Source organism: Minwuia sp. IMCC3009, assembly GCF_029909415.1.
Classification (GTDB): domain Bacteria; phylum Pseudomonadota; class Alphaproteobacteria; order Minwuiales; family Minwuiaceae; genus Minwuia.
Genome location: NZ_CP123781.1, coordinates 697,521 through 720,249 on the forward strand (window position 1 = coordinate 697,521; position 22,729 = coordinate 720,249).

Here is a 22,729-nt window from a genome sequence, read left to right on the forward strand (position 1 = left end):
TGGGACCCGGTCAGGCGAAGGAAAGGCTGATGAATTCCGCCACCATCGCCGGGCGTTCCTGGCCTTCGATCTCCATCGACATCTCGGAGATCACCTGCACGCCATTGCCGGAAACATCGTTCACTTCCTTGATCTTCTGGCGCAGGCGGACACGGCTGCCGGCGGGCACCATGTTTGTGAAACGCACCTTGTTGGAGCCGTAGTTGATGCCCCTGCTGCGCTTCTCGACCGTCAGGGTCTGGGCCGACAGCAGCGGCACCAGCGACAGGGTCAGGAAACCATGAGCGATGGTCTGGCCGTTCGGCATTTCCTTCCTGGCGCGTTCCACATCGACATGGATCCACTGATGATCGCCGGTCGCATCGGCAAACTTGTTGATCATCGCCTGATCAATGGTCACCCAATCCGACACGCCGCAATCGGCGCCGACATGGTTCTTCAGGTCCTGCGGGGTTTCCACACTCAGCATTTCTCGATCCTCCCGGAATTATGCGTTTCTTTGCGTTTGTTGGTCGGCAGCAGTATGGGGCGAACCGCCCCCGCCCGACATGCCAATAGTGCAGGGTTGTCCAGCCCCCCTCAATAGGATCGCGGCAGACCGAGCACGTTCTGCGCGACGAAGTTCAGGATCATGTTGGACGAGATCGGGGCGATCTGGAACAGGCGGCACTCCCGCCACTTCCGCTCGATCTGGAAATCCCGGGCGAAGGAGAAACCGCCGTGGGTCTGCATGCAGGTATCCGCCGCCTTCCACGCCGCCTCCGACGCCAGCAGCTTGGCCAGGTTGGCGGCCTCACCGCATTCCTGACCCGCGTCGAACAGTGCCGCCGCCTGCCGGACCATCAGTTCCGCCGCCTGCAGTTCGCCATAGGCCCGCGCGATGGGGTGCTGGATGGCCTGGTTCTGGCCGATGGCGCGCCCGAAGACGGAGCGGTCATTGGCGTAGGCCACGGACTTCTCCGTGAAATACTTGCCGTCACCGATGGCTTCCGATGCCACCAGCACGCGTTCGGCATTCATCCCGTCCAGGATGTACTTGAAGCCGCGACCTTCCTCGCCGATCAGGCTGTCGGCGGGGATGCGCATGTTGTCGAAGAAGACCTCGTTGGTGTTGTGGTTCACCATGGTCGGGATGGGGCGGATCTCGCAGCCGTTGCCCTTCACTTCCCGCAGGTCGACCAGGAAGACGGACAGGCCCTGGGTCCGCTTCTGCACCTGATCGGCAGGCGTGGTCCGGGCCAGCAGCAGCATCAGGTCGGACTGCAGCGCGCGGCTGGTCCAGATCTTCTGGCCGTTGACCACATAGCTGTCGCCGTCGCGTACCGCTCGGGTCTTCAACTGGGTCGTGTCCGATCCGGTGGTCGGTTCCGTCACGCCAAAGGCCTGCAGGCGCAGTTCACCGGTCGCGATCTTCGGCAGGTACTTCTGCTTCTGCTCCTCCGATCCATGCCGCAGCAGCGTGCCCATGATGTACATCTGTGCGTGACAGGCGGCGGCGGAGCAGCCCGAAGCATGGATGGTCTCCAGGATCACGGAGGCCGCGCGCACCGGCAGGCCGGACCCGCCGTATTCCTCCGGGATCAGCGCCCCCAGATAGCCCGACTTGGTCAGCGCCTCGACGAAGGCATCCGGGTAGAGCGATTTCTCGTCCAGATCCTGCCAGTAGCTGCCGGGAAATCCCTCGCAGATACGGCGCACCTGATCACGGATGTCGCGCCAGTCCTCCCCCAGCTCCATGGAAACGGCGGTGGACGCATTCATTGTCGTATCGGCATTCATGGCAGGGTTTCCCGTCTGGTGTTCACTCGGCGGCGAGGGCGGCGGAGGCGGGGACGAAGCCCTTCGGCACGCTGGCCTTCGCGATCATGCCGTGCAGCGGTTCATCGGGCAGGTTGGTGGTCAGCAGATCGCGGATCGCCACCAGTGCATCCAGATCGATGCCGGTGCGCATGCCCATCGCCTCCAGCATGAACACCAGATCCTCCATCACCACATTGCCGGTGGCGAGCGGCGCAAAGGGGCAGCCGCCGAGACCGGCCAGCGAGGCATCGAACACCCGACACCCGGCATCGAGCGCGGCAAGCGCGTTGGCGAGGCCGAGGCCACGGGTGTCGTGGAAATGGGCGACGATGGTCGTGTCGTCGCCGAAGTTGCGGATCGCCTCCTGAAACACGGCCTTGACCTGTGCCGGGTTGGCATAGCCCACGGTGTCGGCAATGCCGACCTCGTCCGCGCCCCGTTTCAGATATTCCTCGATCAGCCACATCACGCGGGAGGGTTCGATCGGGCCTTCCATGGTGCAGCCAAGCGCCGTTGAGACGCCGCCACCGACGCTGGTCTTCGCATAGTCGGGATTGGAGCGTTTCACCTCCATCACCTGCTCGAAGCGTTCCAGCGACTGTTCCGTCGAACAGCGGACGTTCTTCTGATTGTGGGTCTCGGAGGCCGAGAGGACGAAGTTCAGCTTGTCGACGCCCAACTGGAAGCCCCGCTCCGCACCCTTCGCATTGGGCACCAGGGCGGAGACGGTCAGGTCTGCCAGGGTCCGGGCGTGCGCCACGACCTCGGCATGATCGCTGAACTGCGGCACCACGTGCGGCGGCACGAACGAACAGACCTCGATCTCAGGCATCCCTGCCGCGACCGCGGCACTGATCCACTGTTTCTTTGCCTCCGTCGGGAACTGGGACTTCACCATCTGAAGCCCGTCCCGCAGACCAACCTCACGCAGGATGACATCGCGTTCCATCATACTTCTCCCTTTCACCGGCCCTTGAAGTCGGCGCGGCGCTTCTCGTTGAACGCCCGCACGCCTTCCAGCCTGTCCTCGGTCGGGACCATGCGGTTGTAGGCCTCGATCTCGTACATGTAGCCCGTATGGTACCCCACCTGCGTGGACATGGAGATCGACTTCTTCGCCTGCCGGGTGGAGATCGGGGCATTGCCCGCGATGCGCTCCGCCGTCTCCAGCGCGGTCGCCATGAGATCCTCCGGCGCGCAGACCTTGTTCAGCAGGCCCCAGGCCAGAGCCTCCTCCGCCGTGAAGGGGCTGGCGGTCAGGATGATCTCCTTGGCGCGGCGAATGCCCACCGCACGGGGCAGGTTCTGTGTGCCCATGGCGCCTGGCATGATGCCCAGCGAGACTTCCGTCAGGGCAAAGCGGGCATTGGTCGAGCCATAGGCGAAATCCGCGGCACAGACGAACTCGCAGCCGCCGCCGAACGCCGCGCCATTGACGGCAGCGATCACCGGAACCGGACAGTCCATCAGCGCCAGCGTGCCCTGTTCGAACAGCGCATGCTGCTGCTGCCACTGGGCGTCGGTCATGTTGTTGCGCTGCTTCAGATCCCCGCCGGCACAGAAGGCCTTGTCACCCGTTCCGGTCAGAACGATGCACCGGGTATCGCCGGGATCGACATACATCTGCTGCCAGATGGCCTTCAGGTCGTGACCCATCTGCGTGTTCATCGCATTGCGGGCTTCGGGGCGGTTCAGGCGCACCACCAGCACATGCGGCGATGGCCGCTCCAGCACCACGGTCTCGAACGTCTCATTCATGAATTCTCTCCCCGGGGGAGAAGGTTACGGGAAGCCGTCCGCTGCCGTCAAATGACGGTATCGGAGGTCAGGGGGCCATCCTCCGCAAAGCGGCTGAAACGGAAGGCATGCAGGTCCAGCGACGGCTTGCCGTCGGCGATGATCTCCGAAACCAGCCGCCCGACAATCGGTCCCATGCCGAAACCGTGGCCGGAGAAGCCGCTGGCCACCACCAGCCCCGACGGCTGGTCCAGATGGTCCAGGACCGGCAGCATGTCCGGTGTCATGTCGATATATCCGGCCCAGGTCTTGCTCAGCGTGACGTCGGCGGTTGCCGGGATCGCCTGTTTCAGACGGGCCAGGACATCGTCGAGCTGCCGGTGGTTCGGGGCCGGGTCGAGGGTGCGGTAGCGGGTGAGTTCCCGGCGCAGGGCCGCCTTCGAATAGCGACCGAGGGCGAGGGCGAGACTGGCCCGCCCGAAGCGCAGCCGCAGATCGCGCCCATGCTTGCGGTAGTCGTCGAGGAACACCCGGCCAAACAGCAGGCTCTCGACGGTCAGATCGTGATCGGCGGATCGGGTGGCGATGTTCAGGGTGCCGTCACGGCGCTGGCGGAAGGCGACTCCGGCCCATGTGGCCGCATTCGAGATGGGTGGCGCCGCCGTGGTGCGGGCAACGGAGCCGGTGATCCAGACCTGTGGGAATTTCAGCCCCAGATGCGCCAGCATCCGGCTGGTCCAGGCCCCGCAGGCCAGAACGACCGTCTTCGCGCGGATCATCCCGTGTTCGGTCTCGACGCCCGAGACGCTGCCGCCGGCGGTCTCCACGCCAAGGACGGCGCAGTCTGTCAGGAACGTGGCACCCCGGCCCTCCGCCGCGCGTTGCAGCGCCACGGTGACCTTGGCCGGTTCCGCATGGCCATCGCTTTCGGTGTAGATGCCCCCCAGTCTGCCAAGCTGGCTGTCCGGCACGATCTGCTGCATCTCGGACGGTTCGACAATACGGGAATGCAGGCCATGCTGCGCCGCGATGCCACGCCAGCGCGTGAAGGTCGCGCGGTCTTCCTCTGACTGGAAGCAGACGAAATTGCCGCCGACCGTCCATTCCAGATCGGCGTTCAGATCCCGCTCCAGCGTGCGCCAGATGCGGTTGGATTCCATCATCAGCGGAATTTCGGCGGGGTCACGGCCCTGCTGGCGGACGAAGCCCCAGTTGCGGGAGGATTGCTCCCCCGCCACGCGCCCCTTCTCGCAGACCACCACCGACAGGCCGCGCTGCGCCAGGTACCAGGCGCTCGCGGTCCCGGCGATCCCCGCGCCGACAATCACGACATCGGCGCGGTCAGGCAGTGTCTGCAAGGGACGGGACCCGGATCAGTTGTCGAGGAAGCTCCGCAGCTTGCGGCTGCGAGACGGGTGCTTCAGCTTGCGCAGCGCCTTGGCCTCGATCTGGCGGATACGCTCGCGGGTGACGGAGAACTGCTGGCCGACTTCCTCCAGCGTGTGATCGGTGTTCATGCCGATGCCGAAACGCATGCGCAGCACACGTTCCTCACGCGGGGTGAGGCTGGCCAGAACCCGTGTCGTGGTCTCGCGCAGGTTGGAGTGGATCGCGCTCTCGATCGGCAGGACAGCGTTCTTGTCCTCGATGAAGTCGCCAAGGTGGCTGTCTTCCTCGTCGCCGATGGGCGTTTCCAGACTGATCGGTTCCTTGGCGATTTTCATCACCTTGCGAACCTTCTCCAGCGGCATGCCCAGCTTCTCGGCCAGTTCCTCCGGGGTCGGCTCGCGTCCGATCTCGTGCAGCATCTGGCGGCCCGTGCGCACCAGCTTGTTGATCGTCTCGATCATGTGCACCGGAATACGGATCGTCCGCGCCTGGTCGGCGATGGAGCGGGTGATCGCCTGCCGGATCCACCAGGTCGCATAGGTGGAGAACTTGTAGCCACGACGATACTCGAACTTGTCCACCGCCTTCATCAGGCCGATGTTGCCTTCCTGGATCAGGTCAAGGAACTGCAGGCCGCGGTTGGTGTACTTCTTGGCGATGGAGATGACGAGGCGCAGGTTGGCCTCCACCATCTCCTTCTTGGCGCGGCGGGCGTCGCGTTCGCCGCGCTGGATGGTGGAGACGATGCGGCGCAGGTCGTCGATGGGCAGGCCGACCAGCGTGGCGATCTGCTTGTAGTCGTCGCGAATGGCCTCCACCTTCTCGAATTCGTTGGAGGCGAAGGCGGCCCACTTCTTGTCCAGCTTGGCCACATTCTCCAGCCAGTCCTGATCAAGTTCGTGACCGAAGTGATGGTCCAGGAAGGACTGGCGGTCCACGCGATGCTTCTCCGCCAGGCGCAGCAGCTTGCCGTCGGCCGCCATCAGCTTCTTGTTGATGGCATAGTGGTCGCCGACCAGCATCTCGATGCGGGCGTTGGAGAAGCGGATGGCCTTCATGTGCTCGACCATTTCCGCCTGGATCTTCTGGAAACGGCGTTCGGCGGAGGTCGAGACCTCGCCACCGTCCAGCGCACTGCTGACGCGCTTGTCCTGTGCGCGCTCGATCCGCTTGAACAGCTTGGCGATCTCGTCGAAGGTCTCCAGCATCCTCGGCTTCAGCGCCGCTTCCATCGCGGCGAGCGACAGCGAGGTATCGTCGAAATCATCATCGTCATCGTCGGACGAACTGTCGTCGGAAGACTTCTCGCCATCGGCCTTGCCGCCAGCAGCCTTCTGGCCGTCGGTCCTGTCCTCGCCATTGGCTTTCCGCGCGGTGGCATCGGCGTTCGTCCCGGCTTCACCATCCTCGTCATCGGCGGAGTCGTCGTTGGCGCTCGGACCCTCCGGCTTGCCGTAGGTGCTTTCCAGGTCGATGACGTCACGCAGCAGCATGTTCTCGGCAACGATCTCGTCGCGCCATTCGATCAGCGTACGCATGGTCAGCGGCGACTCGCACAGGCCACCGATCATGTTCTCGCGCCCGGCCTCGATGCGCTTGGCGATGGCGATCTCGCCCTCACGCGACAGCAGTTCGACCGAACCCATCTCGCGCAGGTACATGCGCACGGGGTCGTCGGTGCGCTCCACATCGCTGGATGACGTGCTGGACGAGGAGGTGGTGGCGGGTTGCTTGCCTTCCTCACCGTCCTTGTCTTCCTGGTCCTGTTCCTCGTTCTCGATCACGTTGATGCCCATTTCGGACAGCATCGCCATTATATCCTCGATCTGCTCGGAGGAGACCTGATCCTGCGGCAGCGCGGCGTTCAGCTCGTCATGGGTGACGTAGCCACGCTCCTTCGCCTTCGCGACGAATTTCTTCATGTCCTGCCGGGCAAGATCCAGCAACGGTCCGTCCGTCTGTTCCGGTCGCGCGGCTGCTTCTTTTTCGTTTGCTTTGGTCGCCATATGTTTTCCGTCCTGAAATCAGACCTGCACCAACGCCGAAACCTCGAGATCGCGCAGGGCTCCCCTGGATCGGAGCCCGTTGCTGCCAGAGAAAGCCGTCATGCCGGTTCGCCACCCCCTGCGATCCCGACCGACGTCGGTTCCTCTGCCTTCGCACGATCAAGCGCGCGCCTGAGCGCCGCCATCCGTTCGATAGCTTCTGCCGTCACTTCCCGCCGGGCCTGGGCCGCGGCTTCTTCATAGTCCGTCTGCAACACCTCTACGCGGTATCGACGCAACGTGGCGTCGAATAGCTGTCGGATCGCCTCCGCAGGAGGATTTCGCTTCGCTGCCCAGTCCAGACGCGCCGCACTGGGCGCACTCATCCGGGTCACAAGCCGTTCGAGTCCTGACCGGCTTAGGTGGCGTGACAGAGCCTCTGTGTCAAGTCCCGGGTCCCTGTAAACTGCGTCCCTGATCTGCATCAGGCAGGTGTCCAGATCGGAATTCTGAAGCTGCAGGTCGTCGAGTTCGTTCTCGAAGTCGCTGCACAGAACCGGCCATTTCAGCAGGGCGGCGACGATCGCCTCCTCTCGCGTGCGCAGCGGTGACATGCCGATGCTGGCCTTCAGGCGGGTCACATCCTCCGCCGCGACGCGGCCCTTCGCCCAGGGCGGTGGCTTGCCCTGGCCGCCCTGGTAGGGCGCGCGCGCAGGCGGGCGCAGCGCCTCTCGCATGCGGTTCTTCAGATCGTCGCGGTAATGGCGCTGCACCGTCTCGTCGGCGATGGAGAAGATCAGGCTGTCGATGTCCTTCTCCAGCGCCGCGCGCCGCTCCGGCGTGTCGATCTCCCGCTCCTCCAGCAGGGACTGCCAGAGCATCGCGGTCATGGGCGTGGTCCGGGCCAGCAGCGCCGCAAAGGCCTCGCGACCGTTGTTGCGCACCATGTCGTCAGGGTCCACACCCTCCGCCAGCAAGGCAAAGCGCAGCGACTTGCCGGGTTTCAGCAGGGGCAGGGCGCGTTCCGCGGCGCGCCGGGCGGCACGCAGCCCGGCGGCATCGCCATCCAGGCACATGATCGGCTCCGACGTCATCTGCCAGAGCAGGCCGATCTGATCCTCCGTCACGGCGGTGCCGAGCGGTGCCACGGTATTGCGAAAGCCTGCTTCCGCCAGCGCGATCACATCCATGTAGCCTTCGACGACGATCACCGTGCCGGTGGATCGGGCTTCCTCCCGCGCCATGGCATGGTTGTAGAGACTGCGGCCCTTGTCGAAGAGCGGTGACTCGGGGCTGTTGAGGTATTTCGCCCGTGCATCGCCCAGGGCGCGCCCGCCGAAGGCGATCACCCGGTTGCGGCGGTCGCCGATGGGGAACATCAGACGGTGGCGGAACCGGTCATAGCTGCCGCGGCCATCGTCGGGCATGCCCAGCAGTCCGGCCTCCACCAGTTCGCGCTCCGTGAATCCGCGATCCAGCAGGGCCACCTTCAGTCCGTCGTTGCGGTCGGGGGCGTACCCCAGCCGGAACTCCTCGATCGCGGCATCGCCGAGGCCGCGCTGGCGCAGATAGTCCTGGGCTTCTCCGCCTCCGCTGCCCCGCAACTGGGCCTGGAACCATTTCGCCGCGGCCTCGTTGGCGTCGGCCAGGCGGGAGAGATGATCTGCCTTCTCCCGCTGTTCCGGCGCGATCTTCGGGACTTCCAGTCCGGCGGTCTCGGCCAGCCTTTCGGCGGCCTCCGGGAAACTCAGTCCCTCCGTATGCATCACGAAGTCGAAGGCCGACCCATGTGCGCCGCAGCCGAAGCAGTGGTAGTCGTCGCGATCTTCCGACACCTTGAAGGATGCACTCTTCTCGTTGTGGAACGGGCAGCAGCCCCAGTGATCCCGCCCGCGCTTCTTCAACGACACGCGCCGCCCCACCAACTCCACCATGTTGATGCGGTTGCGGATCTCGTCGAGGAAGCTTTTCGGAAAGGCCATGGCTGGACCGGTACAAATGAAACTGGGGGCGACAAGTCAATCCGTGTCTGCATCAATCTCCGCAATCAGACCGGGATCGTCATTCTGCACCTTGCCGACACGCGATGACACCCTGTAGCCCCGCACGTTCGGATTGGGCTTCAGCAGGGCCTGCAGATCCTCGGCCACCGCATCCGGATCGAGCCATTGCGCATGGTCCACCGGGTTCAGCATCACCGGCATGCGACGGTGAATGTCGACGATGGCGGGCGCGGCCTCCGTCGTGATGATGGTGTAGGTGTCGATCTTCGTGCCGTCACTGTCCTGCCAGCGCTCCCACAGGCCGGCGAAGGCGAAGACCTGCTGGTCCGGCATGATGATGCGCCAGGGTTCCCGGACCTTCGGCTCCGGCTTCTTCCATTCGTAGAACCCATCCGCCGGAACCAGACAGCGCCGCCGGGCGAAGGCAGCGCGAAAGGATGGCTTCTCCGCCACCGTCTCGGCGCGGGCATTGATCAGCTTCGCACCGCCGCTGCCGTCCTTCGCCCAGGAGGGGATGAGACCCCACTGGATCTCGTGCAGCAGCAGGCGTCCGTCCGGGTGACGGCGGATCACGGGGGCTGTCTGGGTCGGTGCGATGTTGTAGCGGGCGGGCAGGTTCGGCAGCCCCTGGATCCCGAAGGTCTGGCGCATTGCCTCCAGCGGGGAGGTCAGGCTGTAGCGTCCGCACATGTTTTCGCTCTCCCCCGCACGCGCGGCTGATTGCTGCCCATCGCCGGGGATGGTACATGCGTGAACCATGAAAACACCACGCAAGAGCACCCTCGAGATACTGGACCGGCTGATCGCGTTCGATACCACCAGCCGCTATTCCAACCTGGAACTGATCGACTGGGTCGTCGATTTTCTGGCGCAGCGCGGCGTCGAATGCCAGTTGCTGCACGACGAGAGCGGGGAAAAGGCCAACCTCTGGGCCACCATCGGGCCGAAGGATGTGCCGGGCATCATGCTTTCGGGCCACTCCGATGTGGTGCCGGTTGACGGGCAGGACTGGTCCACGGACCCCTTCGCGATGGTGGAGAGGGACGGCAAGCTGTTCGGGCGCGGTACGGCGGACATGAAGGGTTTCATCGCCATCTGCCTCAGCCATGTTGACGACTTCCTGGCGCAGGACCTGAAGGTGCCGGTGAACCTGGCGATCTCCTACGATGAGGAAGTCGGCTGTCTCGGCGGCCGGCAACTGGCGGAGATGCTGCGCGGGCTGGACCCGAAGCCCCGCCTCTGCGTGGTGGGCGAGCCGACGATGATGGGCGTCGTCACCGGCCACAAGGGCAAGGTGAGCTATCGCGCCCGGGTCAAGGGCTTCGAATGCCATTCCTCCCTGACGCATCAGGGGGTCAATGCAGTGGAGTACGCGGCCGAACTGATCACCGCGATCCGCGCGATCTCGCGGGAGAAGCGCGACCATGGTCCCTACGACGAGGCTTTCGATCCGCCCTATACCTCGATCCATGTCGGCGTCGTGCATGGCGGCACGGCCCTGAACATCGTGCCGAAGGACTGCCATTTCGATTTCGAGTTCCGCAACCTGCCTGCCGATGACACGCAGGAGATCTTCGGGCGGATCGAGGCGCAGGCGGCGAAGCTGACGCAGGAGATGCAGGCGATCCAGCCGGGCACCGGTATCTCGTTCGAGCAGATTTCCTGGTTCGAAGGGCTGGAAACCGCGGAAGATGCCGAGGCGACGACACTGACCAAGGCCTTCGCCCAGGCCAATGCCTCGCAGAAGGTCAGCTTCGGGACGGAGGCAGGCCACTATCAGGGGGCCGGCGTGCCGACGGTGGTCTGTGGTCCGGGGGATATCGGCCACGCCCACAAGCCTGACGAGTTCGTCGGTCTGGAACAGATTGCGGCGGCGGAGGAATTCTTTGCCCGCATGATCGAATGGGCGCGGCGCGGCTGAACGGGAACCTGTTTCAGGTCCTGAACTATGGCGAGGTCACGGCTGCTCGGCTGCGCCGATTCACCCCCATCCCGGCCTTCCCGCGTCGAGGAGGAAGGGGAGTTCGGAACCCTGCGTCGACCGGTTTGCCTGCGGCCAATCGTCAGAACAGGCGGCGGTGCACCTCGACCGTGTCGCCGGGCAGGATGATGGCGTTCTGGTCAACGCGGAACCGGATCAGTTCACCCGCGGAGTTGGTGCGGAATATGGTGATCGGCTCCTCCCGCGCGCGGCGGGTATAGCCACCGCCGATGGCGATGGCCATGCGGGCGTTCAGACCGGGCTGATACTTGTAGGAGCCGGGCTTGCCGACCTGGCCCAGAATGAAGAACGGGCGGTAGTTGGTGACCTCGATCGAGACCTTCGGGTCGACGATGAAGTTTGTGTCCAGCGCCACGGTCAGCACTTCCGAGAGTTCACCGAGGGTCAGGTTCTCCGCCGTGATCTGTCCGATCAGAGGCACCGAGAGTTCGCCCGCCGCACTGATCTCGAACTCACCCGAGATGTCGTCCTGGCCAAAGACCTTGATCTGGATGCGGTCGCCGGGGCCGAGGCGGTACTGTTCCAGCTTCTGCGGTACATCGCTGGGCAGTTCGTCGACACTGATGGGCGGCTTGTTCTCGTCCAGGGCCGCCGGTCCGACGGCGGTGGGCCGGATCACGACGCCCTGGTTCTGTGACGGCACAATGCGCACGCTCTGCTCGGCAGGTGCGACGGCCTGCGGCTCGCTCTGCAGGACCAGGCGATTGTCAGGTGCCGGCGGCACGGCTTCGGCGGCAGGTGTGACAGGCGCGACAATCGTCGGCTGCACCTGCTGCACCACCGGCGCAGGGGCGCTCACCCTGCTTGTGACGCGTTCATAGCGGCGTTCCGAACAGCCCTGCGTCACGACAGCGACGGCTGCGAGGGCCATGATGCCGATTGCAAGACGTCGAATGGAATTCTGTCTCATACCTGGTGTCCGCTATGATTTTGCACTTCTGGGCGACGGAAAACCGCTGTGTTGCGGTTGGTTAACCTCAATAATGCAAGGTCAGGACCACACCAAGCCTGTTGCGCAGGAATTCCCGATTGGCGTCGTTGGAACTGAACAGCGTGAATTGCCAGAAGCCACGCATCCGCATGTTCTCGTTCATCAGCCAGAGCAGCGAAAGCTCATTCGCCAGCACATTGTCGATGGTGTTGCCGGCAACGGTTTCCGAACGGCGGAAGCCCAGTTCATTTGCCGCCAGCAACTCGTAGGTCACTTCCAGCTGCGCGGCGAGGCTCAGTTCGTTCGAGATCGTTGCCACGTCGGAAACATTGACACCATTGACGTTGGTCACGGCGTTGGTCGCGGTTACGTCGCGCTCGAATCCGGCCTTGAATGTCCAGCTGTCGTGCGGGTTCCAGACAAAGTCGAGGCTGGCATCGACAAAGAAGAAATCATCGCTGTTGGGGTCGGCGAACGTGGCCAGCCCGAAGCCCAGCGCCCCTTCCAGAAAGGTGACGGCGGTCAGGTCATAGGTGAAACCGGCGAGGATGCCGTAGCGGCCGAAGTTGCGTTCGACACCCGTATTGTCGACCTTCTGGATGAAACGGGTGAAGCCGACATCGGGCTGCACGAAAAGGGTGGTGCCTTCCCATTCTTCCCAGCCCAGCCGGACCGAGGCATCATACTCGATACGGTCGTTCTGGTCCGTCTCGATCTCGCCGACACCGGCCGGAACATCGACGAAGTTCTTGTGGGTGACGCCGCCCCTGGCGCGCCAGAGAAACTTGTCACGCTGGTACTGCCAGGTCGCGTTCAGGCCAGTCTGATAGAAGACGCCGGGCTCATTGCCGCCAACATCCTCACGCACATCGCCGCGAACCGTGGTCTTGCGGTCGAAGCCGAGAGAGGCGCGGATGAACTCGAACTCGGAAATCTCCAGCTTGCCGCCGGTGGAAAAACCATGTTCACGCACACTCTCCCGACTGTTGGAAAGGTTGCGCGTGAAACGCCCATGCGCCTCCGCGAAGATCTCGTGATTGTCCCAGTTGGAGCGGAGCGAGAGGGACGGCTTGATGGAGCCGATGAAGTCAGCCACCCGGCCGTTCTGGGTCGCGAAGATGTTGTCGTCGAAGGTCAGGCCAACATCGACCTGGGGAAACAGCAGGAAGCTTTCCAGCGGCTGACCCCGGCCCAGATGTTCGATATCGAAGAACAGGCCGCCGGCCTCCAGCCCGATCTCGTCGTATTCGGGACGGGGTCGGGAGAGGATGGCATCCTGCTTGGCCGTCGTGAACTTCGGCTCAGGGTCAGAGATCGCGGGGATGATGGGGTTCTGGATGATCTGCTGGCGCACCTGACCTTCGGTCGCCGTATCCGTTGCGCCCTGCGCCGCGACAGGTGATGTGGCGCCATGAAGCACGGCAAGGGCCAGCGCGATTGTCGCAGTGGCCGACGCAACGGCGCGAATCCCTGTCTTCCCCTGCCTCACGACCCAAATACCTGCCCTGCCGAACCGATTCGTTCAGTCTCTAGTTTGGACTGACATCCAGTGCCGGTTCCACAACTGGTTCCGGCTGGTCCAGCAACGCGGCCAGTTCCTGCGGTCTGGCGGTCGTGGCAACGTCGTTCAGCAGCTGCGCCACGGCCTGGTTGACCTGGTTCTCCGCCTCCAGCAGCTGATCCTGCCCGGTGAACAGAACCCGCCGGGCCTCGGCAGAGGGGGCGAAGATGCTCTCCTCCATGGCCTCCGGCTCGATGATCACGCCGGTCAGGTAGGTCTCGAGCCCCTCCCGCCCGTCGAAGGTGATCACCAGTTCATTGTTCTCGACCACGGCATTCATCATCACGACACCGCCGGAGCTGGCACCGCGGGCATTGCCGCGCCGGGATACCGCATCGGCCTGTTCGCTGTCCTGCAGATAGGCACCGGGTTCAGCAAGATAGGTTTCGGCGGCCCAGGTCTCGGGGGTCGAGGCGGCCACACGCACGCGCTGTCCATTCACCTTCATGGCCTCGCCGAACGGGCTGGTCACGGCCTCCGGCACACCAATGTCGTCGGTCATCAGGAAGACGCGATACTTGCCCGAAGGCACGGGCAGACGCACGACACGCAGGTTGCGGATACCGTCACGCAGCAGCGCATCACCCTCCGGGCGGCGCATGGCGGCAGGCTTCGGACCCTTCACGAAATCACTGCGGGCGGTCACCTTGGTGAAGCCCTTGGTCACCTTCGCATCGGGGGGGCCGAAGTCGAAACCGTAGCGACCCTCCCCAAGCTCGAAGGAAGTGGTCACCTTCGCCTTGAAGATGCGTGCGGAAATGAAGGACCTGCTGGCGGCGGATGAAACACGGTCGGCGGCGGCTGCCAGCACGATCGGATCGGCCACAAGGTCACTGCGCTGCAGTTCCCGGATCAGTGCCACGGCACGCTGCGCCGCAGCCTCCGGCAGTCCGCCGCTGTCCAGATAGCGTTCGATGGCCCGCTGGCCGTCCTCGCTACCGGCGATGGCCCCGGCCAGGGCCTCCGCGCGTGAGCCATCAGTCGACGACTGGGCGAACGCCCCCGTGCCCAGCATCAGTGCCAGGATGGAGGCGGTGCAGAATTGGACTGTTTTCCTCATGACACCGCCTGATATGCAAGAACCGCGCAAGAGACGGCAAATCCGCCCTTGCATCTGATCGTTGATCATACATGACTATATACCAACGTTTCATCAACAGGCTGTGCGGGCCGGTCAGAAGCACTGTCGTGACCGGCGACACATGTTCTTTCCCTGTTTTGGTCCCGATTTGAGACAGATGACCGGCAACATGTCCGAACCTGATGCGACTCGCGGCGTGGAAGACGGCCTGGAAATCTGGCGCAGGATTGCCGGGGACATGCCGCAGACCGGTGATGTTTCAGACCCTGATCGGGTTCTGGTGACAGCATTGGCGGACAGGGTCACCGCGGCGACCGTTGCGGCCGTGTTGCCGGGCGCGAACCTGCCGGATGAAACAGTCCGGCAATCACGATTGCTGAACAGGTTCAGGCATACGGCCGGTCGGCGATGGTACGGGGCGATTGCCGACGCCGGATTGCCTGTTCTGGCCATCAAGGGACTGGCCAGCGGCGCCTGGCTCTACGCCGCGCCGCAGGATCGCGGGATCTCCGACGCGGACCTGCTGGTGCGCCGCGAAGACCTTGGCGCCGTGATCGGGCTGCTGGAAACCCACGGATTTGCGTTTGCGGACGCGCCGACGCGCAGCCGCTGGGGCTTTGTCAGCGACGCCAGTTTCCAGCCCCTGCTGTCCCCCGATGGCGCGGTCAATATCGACCTGCATGTGGCGGGTGATGCGGCTCCCTTCGATAAGGCGCTGCCGACGGCGGACATGCTGGCGGCGGCGCAGACCGCGGAGGGGCTGGGCATCCCGTCGGCGACACATGCATTCATGCTGGCCGCCAGCCACGCAGCACGGGACCTGTTCACGGCGGACGCGGCAAAGACCGTGATCGACGGCCTGCTGATGTTTCAGCGTGATGACCGGATCGACTGGCCGGAGATCGCGGAGCGCGCGCGCAAGGGGCGGATGCTGCGCCCGCTCTCGGTCTTTGTCGCCTTGTTGGGACGGCTGGGTGCCGATGTTTCACGGGCTGCGCGCGACCTGCCGGTGGATCGTGTGGGTGGTCGGCTGTTCGAACGGGTCGTGCGTGATCACTGCACCATGTTTCCCCCGTCAGGGGTTCCCGGAACCGGGGAGCGCCTGGCGCGGCAGTGGCTGCTTGCGGCGGCACCGTCGGTTGCCCTGCAGCGCGATGCACGGCGGATTGCAGGCCTGATCCGTCCCCATTCCGGCGTGCCCGGGCGATAACGGCAAAGAGGCGCAGGTGTGCCTGCTGGACACTCCACCCGTGGACGCGCAGAATCGGAATGTCCGCACACCGAATCCGGGGAACGTTTCTTGCTTGGTGCAGGGGAAGCGAAACGAGAGGCACATGTTCGAATATCTGAAAGCCGAGGAGCCCACAGCCCCGCCGGGACAGCGCCCGCCCGAGCGGCGGGTGGTCGATGTCGGCTACATCATCGATGCCGAAAAGGCCGGTTTCATCTGGGAGGCCCCGCGCGCACAGCAGCGCCAGGCCGCCACGACGTCGCACGCCAAGTCGGTGACCTATTGCCCGGCGGTGATCGACTACGAGGCGCGGCTGTTCGAAGTCGTGGCACCGATCGACGTGCAACTGCGCATCAGGCTGGACGAGCAGGGCAAGCCGCAGCTGATCAACGCGCTGGGGGATCGCAGCCAGATCCGGTCCAAGCATCTGGGGCAGATGGTGGCCGTGATGCCGCGCAAGGAATGGCGACATCCCGACCGGCCCGTGATCCAGTTCATCACCCCCTATATCTTCGTGGCCGACGATGTCTGCTGGATGAACCAGATGCCGCCGTTCAACAGCTATACCGGACGGCACTGGCCGGGCCTGATGATCGGTGGCCGTCTGCCGATCCACATCTGGCCGCGGCCGATGATGTGGGCGTTCGAGTGGCATGACATGTCGAAGGATCTGGTGCTGAGGCGCGGTGAGCCATGGTTCTACATGCGTTTCGAGACAGATGACCCCCGCCGTCCGGTGCGGATGGTGGAGGCCGTGAAGGATCAGCGGCTGGTGGACTACATGAAGGGGCTGAACAGCGTGACGAACTATGTCGGACGCACCTTCAGCCTGTTCAGCGTCGCGGAAAAGCGGCGTCCGCCCAGGCTGCTGACGCGAAAGCAGGACGTGGTCCAGGGCAAGTGATGCTAGGAGTCGCGCGTCGATGATCAATTGGAACTGGCAGGAACGCTGAATGGCTGATCCGTCGGACAGCAACGGGCACGGACAGGACGACGAGGGTGGCTGGTCGCGACCGCAACCCCGGAAGGGGCCGGGTGTGGTGACGCCGATTAGCGACGGCTGGTCCCGCATAGGTGCCGACAGGCCTGCGCCGAGGCCCGGACGACCGGCGGCGGCGCAGGCGAAGGAAGCCGCGACCAACCGCCAGAGCGCTGTCATTTCCGACCTCGCCGCCGAGGAATGGCGTCGTCCCAGCGCCACGAAGGCACCTGACGATGCGCCCGCCAGGCCGCAGCCAGAGGAGGCACCGCAGGGGGCCGCGAGGAAGAAGCCGGCTGCCCCGACGGACAAGGCCGGGCAGCCGTCCGCGCAGGCCGAAGGACCATCCGGGCTGCGTGTCGATGTCTTGCGTCGGCTGCTGATCCGCACCACGCGGGAAGTCGGTCGCCCCATCGGTGCGCCCGACATTCAGGCCGCGGCCCCCGGTGCCGGATCCCCCATGACCCTCGACGGCTTCCGGCTGGCGGCGGAGCGGCTGGGGTTCCCGGTGACGGAACGCAGCTTCAACCGCAAGACGCTGGAGAATCTGAAACCGCCGTTCATCCTGCTGCCGAAGGACTCGCCGACCGAGGCGCGTTCCATTGTCCGCAAGGAAGGGACGCGGTTCGCGGTCTATGATCCGATCCGCGATGAGACCGAGATACTGACCGCGGAACAGATCCAGCCGCTCGGCAATCTCGCCATCGTGCTGAAGGCGCCGGAGGCGGCGACCAAGGGCACGCGGGACTGGCGGTCCAGCATCGTGCGGAAGATGCGCGGTGTCCTGCTGGAACTCGCGGCTGCGTCGCTGATGATCAACATCTTCGCGCTGGCGGCCCCGCTGTTCATCATGACCGTGTTCAACAAGGTCGTGGGTACGGGTGGCGGCGCGCAGTCGACCCTGATGGCGCTGGCCATCGGCATGGTGGTGATCTACGCCTTCGATCTGATCCTGCGCATCGTCCGGGTCTACATTTCCAGTCACACGGGTGCCCGGGTCGAATCGCTGATCGGCGGCGAGCTGGTGCATCACCTGCTGCGGCTGCCCTATCGTCATTTCGAGACCACGGCGAGCGGCGTGATCTCGGAGCGGATGCGGCAGCTCGATTCCATCCGCGCCTTCTTCACCGGCCAGATGCCGCTGGTCTGCGCCGACCTGCTGTTTGTCTTCGTCTTCCTGTTCGCACTGCTGATGATTGAACCGCTGATCGCCATGATCGTGCTGGTCTCGATTCCCATCTTCATCCTGTTGTCGGTCGTTTCACACGGTCGGCAGAAGAAGCTGACGGAGCAGAACTTCATCGGTCAGGCCGCGAAGTCCTCCGCCCTGCACGAGACCATGGCCAATGCGCTGACCGTGAAGGCGCTGGGTCTGGAAGCGGAGATCGAGCGGCGCTGGGACCACCGCCTCGGCCTGTCTGCCTGGACCGGCTATCGCTCCAGCACGCTGTCGGGTGTGCTGTCGGCGCTGGGCCAGAACCTGCAGCAGATCCTGAGTCTGATCGTCATCGTCGTCGGTGCCATGCTGATCATGGAAAACGAGATGTCGATCGGTGCGCTGATCGCCACCAACATTCTTGCCACCCGGGCTGTCGCACCGATGCGGCAGGTCGTGGGGGCCTGGCATCAGGTGCAGGAAGTGCGGACGGCCTTCGCGCGCATCGATGACCTGATGCAGGAACCGCCGGAGTCGGAGCCGGGCGAACTCAGCCCCGGCACGACGTTCGACGGCAAGGTGACGTTCGAGAACATTGCCTTCCGCTACGCCGACGACCTGCCGCCGGTACTCTACGACATCAACCTGACGGTGGAGGCCGGACAGGTGTTCGGCATCATCGGGCCGTCGGGGCAGGGCAAGACCACGCTGTCGAAGCTGATCCAGGGGCTCTATCTGCCGGACAACGGGCGTGTTCTGGTGGATGACACCGACATCGCCCATATCTCGCCCGCCACCCTGCGGCGGCAGGTGGGTGTGGTGCCGCAGGACGTGCAGCTGTTCGCCGGTACGGTGCGCGAGAACATCGCCATGGGTATCGACGACAAGGACCCGGCGCGGGTGGAATCGGTTGCCCGCTTCGTCGGCGCGCATGAGTTCATCCAGCGCCTGCCCAAGGGCTATGACACGGTGCTGAGCGAACGGGGCGGCGGTCTGTCGTCAGGGCAGAAGCAGTTGCTGGCAGTCGCGCGGGCGCTGATCCGCAACCCGAAGATCCTGATCTTCGACGAGGCGACCAGCGCGCTTGATCCGGGTACGGAGGAACGGCTGATCCGCGCCCTGAAGCGCGCGAAACGCGGTCGGACGATCATCATGATCTCCCACCGTATGGCACCGATGGTGATCGCGGACAGGGTCGCCCTGCTGATCGACGGGCATATCGAGCGTGTGGGCTCGCCGGAGGAGGTCATTGCCTTCGCGCGGACCCGGATGCGTGACGCCGCGATGCGTCCCGGCGACCGGCCGCGACCGGGGTCAGGTGAGGCACGGAACGGAGCCGGTTCGGCGGACGCCAAGGCATGAGCAGGAATGACACCGATGGCGGGCGTACCCGGCAGCGGGGCGCGCAATATTCCGATTTCCTGCCTGAAGCACAGGCCATCAGCGAGGCCCGGCATTCACCGCTTGCCTCCCTGCTTGTCCTGATTATCTGCGGCTTCTTCATTGTCATCCTTGCCTGGGCGGCCATCGCAGAGGTCGATCAGGCAGTGGTCGCACAGGGTCAGGTGCGGCCCGGCGGTCGCGTGAAGCTGGTCAATCACCCGGAGGGCGGCTCGGTCGCCGAGATCATGGTGCGGGACGGCGATCTGGTGCGGCAGGGGGACCCGCTGCTGCGTCTCGACAGCGAGATCATCAATGGCGAGGTCCGTCGGTTGCGCGGTGACCTGCAGACGCTGGAGGCCGAGCTTGCCCGGCTGGAGGCGGAGGCCGGTGATGACGCCGTGATCCGCTTTCCCGACATTGTCGCGCGTGAGCGTCCGGATCTTGTGGCAACGCATACCCGCCTGCTGGAGGCGCGGCGTGACTCCCTGGAATCGCGCCGTGAATCGGCGGAGCGGGAGATCGAACAGGCGCAGTCCGACATCAATTCCTTTCGTGTTCGCATCAATACGCTGAGCGAGAGCCGCGACGTGCTGGCCGAACAGGTACGGTCCCTGCGTACCCTGACCGACAAGGGACACTTCCCGTTCCTGCGGTTCCAGTCCGTGCAGCGCCAGCTCGCGGAGACGGAGGGCCAGTTGCAGGAAACCCGTCAGTCCCTCGATTCCGCCCTGTCGGCCCTGTCGGCCTCCAAGTCCCGGCGGCGCGAGATCGATGATGAGTCCCGCAGCGATGTGCTGACGCAACTGGCGGAAACCCGGGGTGCGCGGGATCGCACGGCGCGCAATCTGGAGCAGGCGACGGCGCGACTGGACCGGACCATCGTGCGCAGCCCGGTCGATGGCTATGTGCAGAATCTGGCGGTGAACAATACCGGACAGGCCGTGCGCCCGAACGAGCCGCTGATGTCCGTGGTGCCGCAGTCCGACAATCTGGTGATCGAGGCGCGGGTTGCCAACAGCGACATTTCCAGTGTCGAGACCGGTCAGCAGGCGAACATCAAGGTCCGCGCCTATGATTTCATCAAGTATGGCGCGCTGAACGGTACGGTCGAACGGGTCGCCCGTGACGCCAATACGGATGAACAGAGCGGTGCGATCTTCTATGTCGTCGAGATTCGTACCGACCGGAACTACCTGGGTGACGTGCCGGGCCGCAATCAGGTCCGCCCCGGCATGCAGGTGGATGCCGAACTGAAGGCCGGTTCCCGCTCCGTCCTTTCCTACCTCACCGACCGGGTCATCGGCACGGCGGACGAGGCGTTCAGGGAGCGGTAGTCGCGGCACCCCCGCTGGTGCCCACCGGCCGATACATGCGCGCGTCCAGTTCCGACCGGTCCTGCTGGCGCCAGAGACTGCGCAGCGCCATGCCCTGACAGGTGAAGGTGTCCGCCAGCATCTTCGCATCCCACATCCGGTCGGTCCGGAAGTGGCGGAAGGCACCGCGCATCTCGCACCATGCGGCCAGCACCACGCAGTCCACGTGATAGGTCAGGGCCAGCGGCAGCACCGTGCGGGTGGTGCGGGTGCCCCCAGCATTGGCGTAGAGCAGGCGCAGTTTCCGTTCGCTGCGCACCGCCTCCCGCAGCACGGCCTTGGAGACACAGCCCTGTCCCGGATCATCCAGTGGCGCGCCCCAGGGCGAGACCTGCAGCCAGTCCAGCGGCGAATGCAGGGCGTCGATCTTGGCGCAGATCCGGTCGGCGGCGCGTTGCAGGGCCCGGTCGCCGGTGCGTGACAGCATGGCGAGGCCGACACGCAGGGCCTCCACCTCCTCCTGGTCGAAATTCAGCGGTGGCAGGTCATAGCCGCGCCGCATCATGTAGCCGACGCCCGGTTCGCCCTCGATCGGCGTGCCCATGGCCTGCAGGGCAGCGATGTCGCGATAGATCGTGCGCACCGAAACCTCCAGCCGCTCCGACAGTGTCGCAGCAGTCAGCGGGCACGGGGTGGCCCGCAGGATCTGGATCACCTCGAACATGCGGTTGGATCGTTTCATCTGGCTCTCCGTCATTGAACTGCTGACAGCATAGCGACCACCCCTGACAAGGGTCTGTCAGCAGCGATCACTAGCTTCAGGTCAGGCGAAGGAGGCCTGACCATGAGCTACTATGACCACGCGACACTGATGGCACTGGGGCTGGACCGCTGGCACCCGGCCCCGGCGCGGATCTTCAGTCGGCGCCGGTTTCGCTGGCGACCGGCGCGGCGGAGGTCACCGTGCCCTGCGCCCGCATGTCCGAAATCTCCGCATCGCTGAAACCGGCCTCGCGCAGGATCTCGTCCGTGTGCTCGCCCAGTTGCGGCGCGCCGAAGCGGTGCTCCGGCGTGGTCCCGCTGAAGCGGGCGGCATTGCGGGCCTGGCGCAGCCTGCCGGCCACCGGGTGGTCATTCTCCGTCACGATACCGCTGGCCTGCACCTGCGGATGGTGGATCATGTCCTTGCGGTGAAGCACCGGCGCGCAGGGCACACCGGCGGGCTCCAGCACGGCCATCCATTCATCCGTCGTGCGCTCCACCAGTACCGACTGGATCAGTTCCAGCCGGTCGTTGATGTTCAGGTCACGCAGTTCCGTCGTGGCGAAGCGCGGATCGTCCAGCCATTCGGGATGGCCCGTGACCTCCGCCAGCGCCTTCCACTGCGGATTGGTCATGACCGCGACACTCATGTGCCCGTCCTTCGTCTCGTAGATCAGGTCGATGAAGCTGGCGGCGCGCTGCTGGCTGACGTCATGGCCGACATAGGTCTGCCCGCCCATGTCCGATGACCAGAGAAAGGCGACCACGGCGTCCAGCATCGACAGGCGCACGTGCTGACCCTCCCCGGTACGCTCCCGCGCCAGCAGGGCGGCGGTGATGGCCTGCGACGCGGTGATGGCGGTCAGCTTGTCGGGCAGGATGGTGCGCAGCAGGCGCGGGCGCTGCTCGTCGGAGCCGCCCTGTACGGACGCGAGACCGGACAGCGCCTGCACGATCGGATCATAGACCGGCTTGCCTGCGAACGGTCCCTTCTCCCCGAAGCCACTCAGCGAGACATAGACGATGTCGGGGCGCACCGCGCGGATCGAGTCTTCCCCCAGCCCGAGGCGCTCGACGACGCCGGGGCGGAAGTTCTGCACGAAGACGTCGCAGTCCTGCGCCAGGCGCCTGATCAGATCGACACCGCCCGGTGCCTTCAGGTCCACGGCGATGGAGCGCTTGTTGCGGTTGTTGTTCAGGAAGCTGGCAGACATGCCGTTCATGCGGTTGCCCGCTGAGCGCGTGAAGTCCCCGCCCATCGGCTCCACCTTGATCACGTCGGCCCCCTGGTCCGCCAGGATCATGGTCCCGAACGGCCCGGAGATCACCGCACTCAGATCAAGAATGCGAAATCCGCTCAATGGTCCGGCCATGGCAATGCTCTCCCCGCGTTGGACGTTCCCGATAACCTAGAAT

The 22,729-nt window shown here is 64.8% G+C and carries 18 protein-coding genes; 5 read left to right on the top strand and 13 right to left on the bottom strand.

Translation table 11 applies throughout. The annotated features are described in order from the left end of the window. Positions 1 to 10: 10 nt before the first annotated feature. The 8 genes from QGV55_RS03220 to QGV55_RS03255 form a co-directional block, all read right to left on the bottom strand. Complete coding sequence (locus QGV55_RS03220; RefSeq protein ID WP_281018304.1) at positions 11 to 469, bottom strand: MaoC family dehydratase; 459 nt, start codon at positions 467 to 469, stop codon at positions 11 to 13. Positions 470 to 579: 110 nt separating this feature from the next. Further along, positions 580 to 1,761, bottom strand: a complete 1,182-nt coding sequence (locus QGV55_RS03225; RefSeq protein ID WP_348637656.1) for an acyl-CoA dehydrogenase family protein — start codon at positions 1,759 to 1,761, stop codon at positions 580 to 582. A gap of 40 nt (positions 1,762 to 1,801) precedes the next feature. Then, positions 1,802 to 2,749, bottom strand: a complete 948-nt coding sequence (locus tag QGV55_RS03230; protein ID WP_281018302.1) for a hydroxymethylglutaryl-CoA lyase — start codon at positions 2,747 to 2,749, stop codon at positions 1,802 to 1,804. Positions 2,750 to 2,763: 14 nt separating this feature from the next. Then, positions 2,764 to 3,558 carry an enoyl-CoA hydratase-related protein gene (locus QGV55_RS03235; RefSeq protein WP_281018301.1) on the bottom strand — a complete coding sequence of 265 codons (795 nt, stop codon included), beginning with the start codon at positions 3,556 to 3,558 and terminating at the stop codon, positions 2,764 to 2,766. A gap of 47 nt (positions 3,559 to 3,605) precedes the next feature. Then, entirely contained in the window at positions 3,606 to 4,895 is a 1,290-nt protein-coding gene (locus tag QGV55_RS03240) for an FAD-binding oxidoreductase (RefSeq protein WP_281018300.1), read from the bottom strand. Between the two features lie 15 nt (positions 4,896 to 4,910). After that, positions 4,911 to 6,932 (bottom strand): RNA polymerase sigma factor RpoD, encoded by a 2,022-nt coding sequence (gene rpoD, locus QGV55_RS03245; RefSeq protein WP_281018299.1) that lies wholly within the window; start codon positions 6,930 to 6,932, stop codon positions 4,911 to 4,913. A gap of 98 nt (positions 6,933 to 7,030) precedes the next feature. Continuing rightward, positions 7,031 to 8,893 (bottom strand): DNA primase, encoded by a 1,863-nt coding sequence (gene dnaG / locus QGV55_RS03250; protein ID WP_281018298.1) that lies wholly within the window; start codon positions 8,891 to 8,893, stop codon positions 7,031 to 7,033. A 36-nt stretch (positions 8,894 to 8,929) separates the two neighbouring features. Beyond that, a complete protein-coding gene (locus tag QGV55_RS03255) occupies positions 8,930 to 9,604 on the bottom strand; it encodes an SOS response-associated peptidase (protein ID WP_281018297.1) in 675 nt (224 codons plus the stop codon). A 67-nt stretch (positions 9,605 to 9,671) separates the two neighbouring features. Between QGV55_RS03255 and argE the strand changes: the two genes are divergently transcribed. Continuing rightward, on the top strand, positions 9,672 to 10,835 hold the full coding sequence (gene argE / locus QGV55_RS03260; RefSeq protein ID WP_281018296.1) for an acetylornithine deacetylase: 1,164 nt from the start codon (positions 9,672 to 9,674) through the stop codon (positions 10,833 to 10,835). Positions 10,836 to 10,977: 142 nt separating this feature from the next. Here argE and QGV55_RS03265 read toward each other — a convergent pair whose 3' ends face one another. From QGV55_RS03265 to QGV55_RS03275, 3 genes are all read right to left on the bottom strand, one after another. Beyond that, positions 10,978 to 11,787: a polysaccharide biosynthesis/export family protein gene (locus QGV55_RS03265; RefSeq protein ID WP_281018295.1), complete on the bottom strand. Its 810-nt coding sequence runs from the start codon at positions 11,785 to 11,787 to the stop codon at positions 10,978 to 10,980. 106 nt (positions 11,788 to 11,893) lie between these two features. Next, positions 11,894 to 13,336, bottom strand: a complete 1,443-nt coding sequence (locus QGV55_RS03270; protein ID WP_281018294.1) for an outer membrane beta-barrel protein — start codon at positions 13,334 to 13,336, stop codon at positions 11,894 to 11,896. 40 nt (positions 13,337 to 13,376) lie between these two features. Then, on the bottom strand, positions 13,377 to 14,468 hold the full coding sequence (locus tag QGV55_RS03275; RefSeq protein ID WP_281018293.1) for a hypothetical protein: 1,092 nt from the start codon (positions 14,466 to 14,468) through the stop codon (positions 13,377 to 13,379). A 190-nt stretch (positions 14,469 to 14,658) separates the two neighbouring features. Between QGV55_RS03275 and QGV55_RS03280 the strand changes: the two genes are divergently transcribed. From QGV55_RS03280 to QGV55_RS03295, 4 genes are all read left to right on the top strand, one after another. Further along, the gene (locus QGV55_RS03280; RefSeq protein WP_281018292.1) at positions 14,659 to 15,699 is read left to right on the top strand and encodes a nucleotidyltransferase family protein; all 1,041 of its coding nucleotides are present in this window, start codon (positions 14,659 to 14,661) and stop codon (positions 15,697 to 15,699) included. A 124-nt stretch (positions 15,700 to 15,823) separates the two neighbouring features. Further along, positions 15,824 to 16,624: a hypothetical protein gene (locus QGV55_RS03285; RefSeq protein WP_281018291.1), complete on the top strand. Its 801-nt coding sequence runs from the start codon at positions 15,824 to 15,826 to the stop codon at positions 16,622 to 16,624. A gap of 49 nt (positions 16,625 to 16,673) precedes the next feature. Continuing rightward, positions 16,674 to 19,217, top strand: a complete 2,544-nt coding sequence (locus QGV55_RS03290; protein ID WP_281018290.1) for an ABC transporter transmembrane domain-containing protein — start codon at positions 16,674 to 16,676, stop codon at positions 19,215 to 19,217. Beyond that, a complete protein-coding gene (locus tag QGV55_RS03295; RefSeq protein WP_281018289.1) occupies positions 19,214 to 20,572 on the top strand; it encodes an HlyD family type I secretion periplasmic adaptor subunit in 1,359 nt (452 codons plus the stop codon). Before QGV55_RS03290 ends, QGV55_RS03295 begins: the two co-directional genes overlap by 4 nt. On the opposite strand, the gene QGV55_RS03300 is transcribed toward QGV55_RS03295, so the two are convergent. Beyond that, a complete protein-coding gene (locus QGV55_RS03300; protein ID WP_281018288.1) occupies positions 20,559 to 21,293 on the bottom strand; it encodes a YafY family protein in 735 nt (244 codons plus the stop codon). The two genes, QGV55_RS03295 and QGV55_RS03300, sit on opposite strands and share 14 nt — an antisense overlap. A 175-nt stretch (positions 21,294 to 21,468) precedes the next feature. Continuing rightward, a complete protein-coding gene (locus QGV55_RS03305) occupies positions 21,469 to 22,686 on the bottom strand; it encodes a CoA transferase (protein WP_281018287.1) in 1,218 nt (405 codons plus the stop codon). Positions 22,687 to 22,729: the final 43 nt, after the last annotated feature.

Excerpts from the sequence above, each read along its gene's own strand:
- QGV55_RS03285 (WP_281018291.1), top strand. The coding sequence starts at position 15,824 with ATGTTCGAATATCTGAAAGCCGAGGAGCCCACAGCCCCGCCGGGACAG.
- QGV55_RS03280 (WP_281018292.1), top strand. The coding sequence starts at position 14,659 with ATGTCCGAACCTGATGCGACTCGCGGCGTGGAAGACGGCCTGGAAATC.
- QGV55_RS03295 (WP_281018289.1), top strand. The coding sequence starts at position 19,214 with ATGAGCAGGAATGACACCGATGGCGGGCGTACCCGGCAGCGGGGCGCG.
- dnaG (WP_281018298.1), bottom strand. The coding sequence starts at position 8,893 with ATGGCCTTTCCGAAAAGCTTCCTCGACGAGATCCGCAACCGCATCAAC.
- QGV55_RS03225 (WP_348637656.1), bottom strand. The coding sequence starts at position 1,761 with ATGAATGCGTCCACCGCCGTTTCCATGGAGCTGGGGGAGGACTGGCGC.
- QGV55_RS03255 (WP_281018297.1), bottom strand. The coding sequence starts at position 9,604 with ATGTGCGGACGCTACAGCCTGACCTCCCCGCTGGAGGCAATGCGCCAG.
- QGV55_RS03220 (WP_281018304.1), bottom strand. The coding sequence starts at position 469 with ATGCTGAGTGTGGAAACCCCGCAGGACCTGAAGAACCATGTCGGCGCC.
- QGV55_RS03235 (WP_281018301.1), bottom strand. The coding sequence starts at position 3,558 with ATGAATGAGACGTTCGAGACCGTGGTGCTGGAGCGGCCATCGCCGCAT.
- QGV55_RS03300 (WP_281018288.1), bottom strand. The coding sequence starts at position 21,293 with ATGAAACGATCCAACCGCATGTTCGAGGTGATCCAGATCCTGCGGGCC.
- QGV55_RS03275 (WP_281018293.1), bottom strand. The coding sequence starts at position 14,468 with ATGAGGAAAACAGTCCAATTCTGCACCGCCTCCATCCTGGCACTGATG.
- QGV55_RS03290 (WP_281018290.1), top strand. The coding sequence starts at position 16,674 with ATGGCTGATCCGTCGGACAGCAACGGGCACGGACAGGACGACGAGGGT.
- QGV55_RS03230 (WP_281018302.1), bottom strand. The coding sequence starts at position 2,749 with ATGGAACGCGATGTCATCCTGCGTGAGGTTGGTCTGCGGGACGGGCTT.
- rpoD (WP_281018299.1), bottom strand. The coding sequence starts at position 6,932 with ATGGCGACCAAAGCAAACGAAAAAGAAGCAGCCGCGCGACCGGAACAG.
- argE (WP_281018296.1), top strand. The coding sequence starts at position 9,672 with ATGAAAACACCACGCAAGAGCACCCTCGAGATACTGGACCGGCTGATC.
- QGV55_RS03305 (WP_281018287.1), bottom strand. The coding sequence starts at position 22,686 with ATGGCCGGACCATTGAGCGGATTTCGCATTCTTGATCTGAGTGCGGTG.
- QGV55_RS03265 (WP_281018295.1), bottom strand. The coding sequence starts at position 11,787 with ATGGCCCTCGCAGCCGTCGCTGTCGTGACGCAGGGCTGTTCGGAACGC.